Source organism: Paraburkholderia sp. (assembly GCF_036488795.1).
In the GTDB taxonomy this organism is placed as follows: domain Bacteria; phylum Pseudomonadota; class Gammaproteobacteria; order Burkholderiales; family Burkholderiaceae; genus Paraburkholderia.
In genome coordinates, this window is record NZ_DASXHA010000164.1 from 1 (window position 1) to 6,327 (window position 6,327).

General features: G+C 60.8%; 6 protein-coding genes. 4 read left to right on the top strand and 2 right to left on the bottom strand.

The features are described 5' to 3' along the window. Positions 1–236: 236 nt before the first annotated feature. Positions 237–1,340, bottom strand: coding sequence for a DNA polymerase III subunit beta (dnaN, locus tag VGH41_RS23750; protein ID WP_331600096.1), 1,104 nt, complete (start codon positions 1,338–1,340; stop codon positions 237–239). A 260-nt stretch (positions 1,341–1,600) separates the two neighbouring features. After that, complete coding sequence (gene dnaA / locus VGH41_RS23755) at positions 1,601–3,178, bottom strand: chromosomal replication initiator protein DnaA (RefSeq protein ID WP_331600097.1); 1,578 nt, start codon at positions 3,176–3,178, stop codon at positions 1,601–1,603. A gap of 378 nt (positions 3,179–3,556) precedes the next feature. On the opposite strand from dnaA, the gene rpmH reads away from it, so the two are divergent. The 4 genes from rpmH to yidC all read left to right on the top strand — a co-directional run bounded on the left by rpmH (position 3,557) and on the right by yidC (position 6,199). Beyond that, entirely contained in the window at positions 3,557–3,691 is a 135-nt protein-coding gene (rpmH, locus tag VGH41_RS23760; protein WP_004198824.1) for a 50S ribosomal protein L34, read from the top strand. Positions 3,692–3,714: 23 nt separating this feature from the next. Then, entirely contained in the window at positions 3,715–4,194 is a 480-nt protein-coding gene (gene rnpA, locus VGH41_RS23765) for a ribonuclease P protein component (protein ID WP_331600098.1), read from the top strand. An 85-nt stretch (positions 4,195–4,279) separates the two neighbouring features. After that, complete coding sequence (yidD, locus tag VGH41_RS23770) at positions 4,280–4,510, top strand: membrane protein insertion efficiency factor YidD (RefSeq protein ID WP_133661444.1); 231 nt, start codon at positions 4,280–4,282, stop codon at positions 4,508–4,510. A 30-nt stretch (positions 4,511–4,540) separates the two neighbouring features. Continuing rightward, on the top strand, positions 4,541–6,199 hold the full coding sequence (gene yidC / locus VGH41_RS23775) for a membrane protein insertase YidC (RefSeq protein WP_331600099.1): 1,659 nt from the start codon (positions 4,541–4,543) through the stop codon (positions 6,197–6,199). Positions 6,200–6,327 lie beyond the last annotated feature (128 nt).

Below are 6,327 nucleotides of genomic sequence, written 5' to 3' on the forward strand. Positions count from 1 at the left end.
CCGTCCGATGTATCCCCGATGTACATACCCGGCCGCTTGCGCACTGCTTCCAGACCTTCGAGGATCTGAATCGAAGAGGCGCCGTAGCTGTTATCGGGTTGCGAATTGTTCGTGTCAGTCATGGATTTTTTCCGGTTCTGCGTTGCTGCTGGGTTGCTGCTCGGGACTTTTCAAAACACCATAAAAACGCCAAAGGGGCGCTGTGCCCCTTGGTGTTCTTCTTGATGTTGGACGCGTCAGATGCGCATTGACATCACCACGTACTTGAATTCGTCGTTCTCGGGAATCGTGATCAACGCGCTGGAGCTGGCATCACCCAGGCTCACTTGCAACATGTCGACCTTCAGGTTCGCCAGCACGTCGAGCAGATACGTGACGTTGAAGCCGATATCGACGCTGTCGCCGGTGTAAGCAATTTCCAGTTCTTCCTGGGCTTCTTCCTGGTCCGCGTTGGTGGACATGATCTTCAATTGGCCCGGCTCGATGATGCAGCGCACGCCCTTGAATTTGTCCGACGTCAAAATGGCCGCGCGTTGCAGCGAGCGCTGCAGTTCTTCACGGCCAATCAGGAACTGGTTCTTGTGCGACTTCGGTATGACGCGCTGGAAGTCTGGGAATTTCCCTTCCACCAGCTTCGACACCAGTTCGACCTGACCGAAGGTGAACTTCACCTGGCTCGGCGCAATGTCGATTTTCAGCGTGTCGTCAATGTCTTCCAGCAGCCGCTGCAGTTCGAGAATCGTCTTGCGCGGGATGATCACTTCCTGGCGCGGGAACGAACCCTCGATCTTCATGGACGAGAACGCCAGACGGTGGCCGTCCGTCGCGACCGCCATCAACTGGTCGCCGTCTACGACCAGCAGCATGCCGTTCAGGTAGTAGCGAATGTCTTGCTGGGCCATCGAAAAATGGACCATGCCGAGCAACTGGCGGAACGTCTTCTGGGGAACCACCAGGTTCGCACCGAAGTCTTTAGCTTGAGCGACCGTGGGAAACTCGTCCGCAGCCAGCGTCTGCAGCGCAAAGCGGCTCTTGCCGGATTGCACCGTGAGGCGCTTGTCGTTCAGTGTCAGCGTGACCTGGCCGTCAGGCATGGCACGCAGAATGTCGAGCAGCTTACGCGCCGCTACCGTAGTCGCGACCGAATCGCCGCCCACGCCGAAGTCGGCATGCGTGGTGATCTGGAGTTCGAGGTCGGTCGACAGGAACGACACGTCTGGGCCGTTCTTGGTAATCAGCAAGTTGGCGAGGATCGGCAACGTATGGCGGCGTTCGACGATGCCGCTCACAGTTTGCAGCGGCCTGAGGAGGTTATCGCGTTCGGTCTTGACCAGTTGCATAGAGTTCCTTCGTTGATGTGACGGCCTGCGCGCCTTGCCCGGCAATTTCTACGCGTGGCCCCGGCCCCCCGCCGGCGCTACGCTGCGCCAGTCACGGCGTGACATCCGCCCTCAGCCGCCGGGCGGTTAAACCTGTATTGTGCCTGAAAACAGAACCGCTCCCCTAAAATGGGGGCGAGTTCCGAAATAAACAGGTCGATTTTTCCTGCTTTTTGCCCAAACGCCGGGCAGTCCGGCCGCCGCGCCTGAAAACCCGCGGATCAGCCCTTCAGCGTCTGCTCGAGGACGTGCAATTCGTGATTGAGCTGCGCATCCGTGCCGCGCTCGGCGGCGATCTTGCGCACCGCGTGCAGCACGGTCGTGTGGTCGCGTCCCCCGAACAGTTCGCCGATTTCCGGCAAGCTTTTCTGCGTCAGTTCCTTCGCGAGATACATCGCAATCTGACGCGGCCGCGCAATATTAGCGGGCCGTTTCTTCGAATACATGTCAGCGACCTTGATGCTGTAAAAATCGGCGACCGTCTTCTGGATGTTTTCCACCGAGATCTGCCGGTTCTGCACCGTCAGCAGGTCTTTCAGCGCTTCCTTGGTGAGTTCAATGGAGATCTCGCGGCCATGGAACTTCGAATACGCGAGGATCTTGCGCAGCGCGCCTTCCAGCTCTCGCACGTTCGAACGCAGATGCTTGGCCACGAAGAACGCCACATCTTCATTCAGGTTCACGCCTTCGGATTGCGCCTTGCGCATCAGAATCGCCACGCGCATTTCCAGCTCGGGCGGCTCGATCGCCACGGTCAGGCCGGAGTCGAAACGCGAGATCAGGCGGTCGTCGATGCCCGAAATTTCCTTCGGGTACGTATCGCTCGTGATGATCACCTGCGCCTTGTTGGCCACCAGCGCTTCGAACGCGTAAAAGAACTCTTCCTGGGTGCGCGATTTGCCCGAGAAGAACTGGATATCGTCGATCAGCAGCAGGTCGAGCGAGTGGTAGTAGCGCTTGAAGTCATCGAACGCCTTGCGCTGGTAGGCCTTCACCACGTCGGACACATACTGTTCTGCGTGGATGTAGCGGATCCGCGCGCCGGCCTTGTCCATCAAAAGCTGGTTGCCGATAGCGTGAATCAGGTGAGTCTTGCCGAGCCCGACGCCGCCATACAGAAACAGCGGGTTGTAGGAGATGCCCGGGTTGTCCGCCACCTGGATCGCGGCAGCGCGCGCCAGCTGGTTGGCTTTACCGGTCACGAAGTTGTCGAAAGTCAGCACCGGGTTGAGCTTCGAACGCTCGTACATGGAGCCGCTTTCGGCGCTGCCTTGCTGAGCGGCGCTCTGCCCCGGCCGCCACGTGCGGCGCGCCGCAGCGGCTTCGTTGGCATCGAGACCAGGGAGATCGAGGTCGGCGCCGTCGTCAGCGGCGTGCTGTTGCTGGGCGTGCTGGCCGGCGTTTGCGCCATTCGCGGCGCTGTTGGCACGGCCGATCTGCGCCGCCTGCACGGCATTGACGGCCGCATCCACAGCAGCCGTGCCGGCATTGCCGGCAAACTGCGACGGACGTTGCGGCGCCGGCGCTGCAGCGGCCGCGCCGCGCATGCCCGCCTTCGGATCGAGAACAAACTGGACGTCGACCGGCGCGTGCCAAAAATCACGCGCCATGTCGGAAATGCGGCCGGAAAACTGGCTTTTGACCCAGTCAAGCTTGAAGCGGTTGGGCGCAGCGATGCTCAGCGTATTCGCCGCTGCATCGAACGCAACCGGGGCCAACGGTTTGATCCACGTCACGTACTGCTGGGGCGTAAGCTCACGCTCTAGCAGTGCGGAACAGTGTTGCCAGAAATCGTTCATCAGTTGCTGTCGTTATGGTTGCACGCAGCCCCGCCGCTCCTGTTGCAGTCGCGCAACAAGGCCCTGAGCGGCCAGGCAGAACGGCTCCAGGCGCTTGTGCCACAAGGGTTTGCGGGGCAAGCGAGCCGGAGCGGCGTACAGGATTTTTGGGAAGTAGGACGAGATTCTACCGCCAAAACAACCTGGAAAGGGAGTTATCCACAGGGACGGATCAATCCCCTTGCACGGGCCCAGCCTGTGGAATACGCGCCTAAATTGTTGACGGCCAAGAGAAAACCGGTTTAAATAGCGGGTTCCGCGAAAACCAATTTTTGAACCACCGGCCATTGCACTTTCCGCGATGCTCGCGCGGTTATTTCTCTGCCAAGTGAGAGCAACATGAAACGTACTTACCAACCTTCCGTTACCCGTCGCAAGCGCACCCACGGCTTTCGCGTTCGCATGAAGACCGCTGGCGGCCGCAAGGTCATCAACGCACGTCGCGCGAAGGGCCGCAAGCGCCTCGCCATCTAAGGCTGGCGAGCGGATTGCGCGCTATGTCCGAAGCCCGCGGTAGCGCGGGAACGGCAGGAGCGCCGCAACAGGGCTCGGTTCCGTTGCGAGCGCAAGCCGCCTTCCCTAAAGCCGCAAGGCTGCTAAAAACGGATGAATTTTCATCCGTTTTTCGTTTGCGCCCCTGGCGCCGCACCGCACACTTCGTCGTGTACGCCCGGCCCACCGGCAATGACGCACGCCTCGGCCTCGTGATCGGCAAGAAATATGCGCCGCGCGCGGTCACGCGTAATCTGGTACGCCGTCTCGCGCGCGAAGCCTTTCGGCTGCGGCGCGCGGAGTTCGGCGGTTGGGACGTGCTGCTGCGTTTGCACACGCGCTTCGACAAGAAGGCTATGCCGGGCGCCTCGTCGCCGCCGTTAAAGGCGCTGTGCCGTAGCGAAATAGAGGCGCTGCTCGACAAGGCAGCGCGCGAAATTGCCCGTCGTGAGGCGCCACCCGCGGATGCGCCAGCGACGCAATGACGCTTATGGAGACGTTCGACCGGCCTCGCCGGCCGGGCGTCGCCCGGTATCCCTTCTTGCGCGGCGCTGGCTGGCCGCACTAGTCATGCAAACGGTACTTTTCGCTTTATTGCGTTTCTACAAGGTTGCCGTGAGCCCTCTGCTCGGCAGCCGGTGCCGTTTTTACCCCTCCTGTTCAGATTACGCGCGCGAAGCAATCCAGTATCATGGCGCCGCGCGTGGTACTTACCTCGCCGCCAGGCGCCTGTGCCGCTGTCACCCGTTTTCGGCGGGCGGCATCGATCTTGTCCCGCCTCCCACTTCTGAAAAGCGCTGACGCGCCGTTCCATCGACACTGAGACAACGCATGGATATCAAACGCACCGTCCTATGGGTCATCTTCTTCATGTCAGCGGTCATGCTGTTCGACAACTGGCAACGCGACCACGGACGCCCGTCGATGTTCTTCCCGAACGCCACGCCCACGCAAACCGCGGCCAGCGCAGCACCGGGAACGACCACGCCGGGAACCCAGCCTGCTGACCTGCCGGCAACGAACACCCCCGCTCCGGGCAACGTGGCACCCGCCGCCCAGGCCCAGTTGATCCCGTTTTCGACTGACGTCTACAGCGGCGACATCGACACGCGCGGCGGTACGCTGTCGAAGCTGTCGCTCATCAACAAGGGCGACGGCAAGCAGCCGGATCTCGTCATCACCCTGTTCGACCACACCGCCGATCACACGTATCTGGCGCGCACGGGTCTGCTGGGCGGCGATTTCCCGAACCACACCGACATCTACACGCCGGTTCCCAACCAGCCGCACGATCTGACGGGCGACGCCAAGTCGTTCTCGCTCAGCTTCGAGTCGCCGGTCAAGGGTGGCGTGAAGGTCATCAAGACGTACACCTTCACGCGCGGCAGCTACGTGATCGGCGTCGATACGAAGATCGTCAACGTCGGTTCGACGCCGGTGACGCCGACTGTCTATATGGAACTGGTGCGCGACAGCCAGCCGGTGGAAACGCCGCGCTTCTCGCACACGTTCATTGGACCGGCTGTCTACACGGATCAGCACCACTTCCAGAAGATGACGTTCAGCGACGTCGACAAGAACAAGCAGGACTACGCGACCTCGGCCGACAACGGCTGGATTGCGATGGTCCAGCACTACTTCGCGACGGCGTGGATTCCGCAGCAAGGTGTCAAGCGCGATATCTATGTCGAGAAGATCGATCCGTCGCTGTATCGCGTCGGCGTGAAGGAGCCGGTGCCGACCATCGCGCCGGGCCAATCGGCTGACGTGTCGGCACGCCTGTTCGCCGGTCCGGAAGAAGAGCGCATGCTGGAAGGTATCGCGCCGGGTCTGGAACTGGTGAAGGACTATGGCTGGGTGACGATCATCGCCAAGCCGCTGTTCTGGCTGCTCGAGAAGATTCATAGCTATGTCGGCAACTGGGGCTGGTCGATCGTCCTGCTCACGCTGCTGATCAAGGCGGTGTTCTTCCCGCTGTCGGCCGCGAGCTACAAGTCGATGGCACGCATGAAGGCGATCACGCCGCGCATGCAAGCCCTGCGCGAACGCTTCAAGGGCGACCCGCAGAAGATGAACGCCGCGCTGATGGAGCTGTACAAGACCGAAAAGGTCAATCCGTTCGGCGGCTGTCTGCCGGTCGTGATCCAGATTCCAGTGTTCATCTCGCTGTACTGGGTGCTGCTGTCGTCCGTGGAAATGCGCGGCGCGCCGTGGATTCTGTGGATTCACGACCTGTCGCAGCAAGACCCGTTCTTCATCCTGCCGGTGCTGATGGCCGTGTCGATGTTCCTGCAAACGCGCCTGAACCCGACACCCCCGGACCCGGTGCAAGCCAAGATGATGATGTTCATGCCGATCGCCTTCTCGGTCATGTTCTTCTTCTTCCCGGCCGGTCTGGTGCTGTACTACGTGGTGAATAACGTGCTGTCGATCGCCCAGCAGTACTACATCACGCGGATGATGGGGCAGGCGAAGACGAAAGCGGCTTGATTGATGTCTTGCTTGAGGCGGGTGGTGGTAGCGCCCGCTGACTGACAGGCAGAAGTTGGCTGTAAAAAAGCCGCCCGGTTTGCACCGGGCGGCTTTTTTTATCACTCGGCCGATTGGCCCTTATCTTT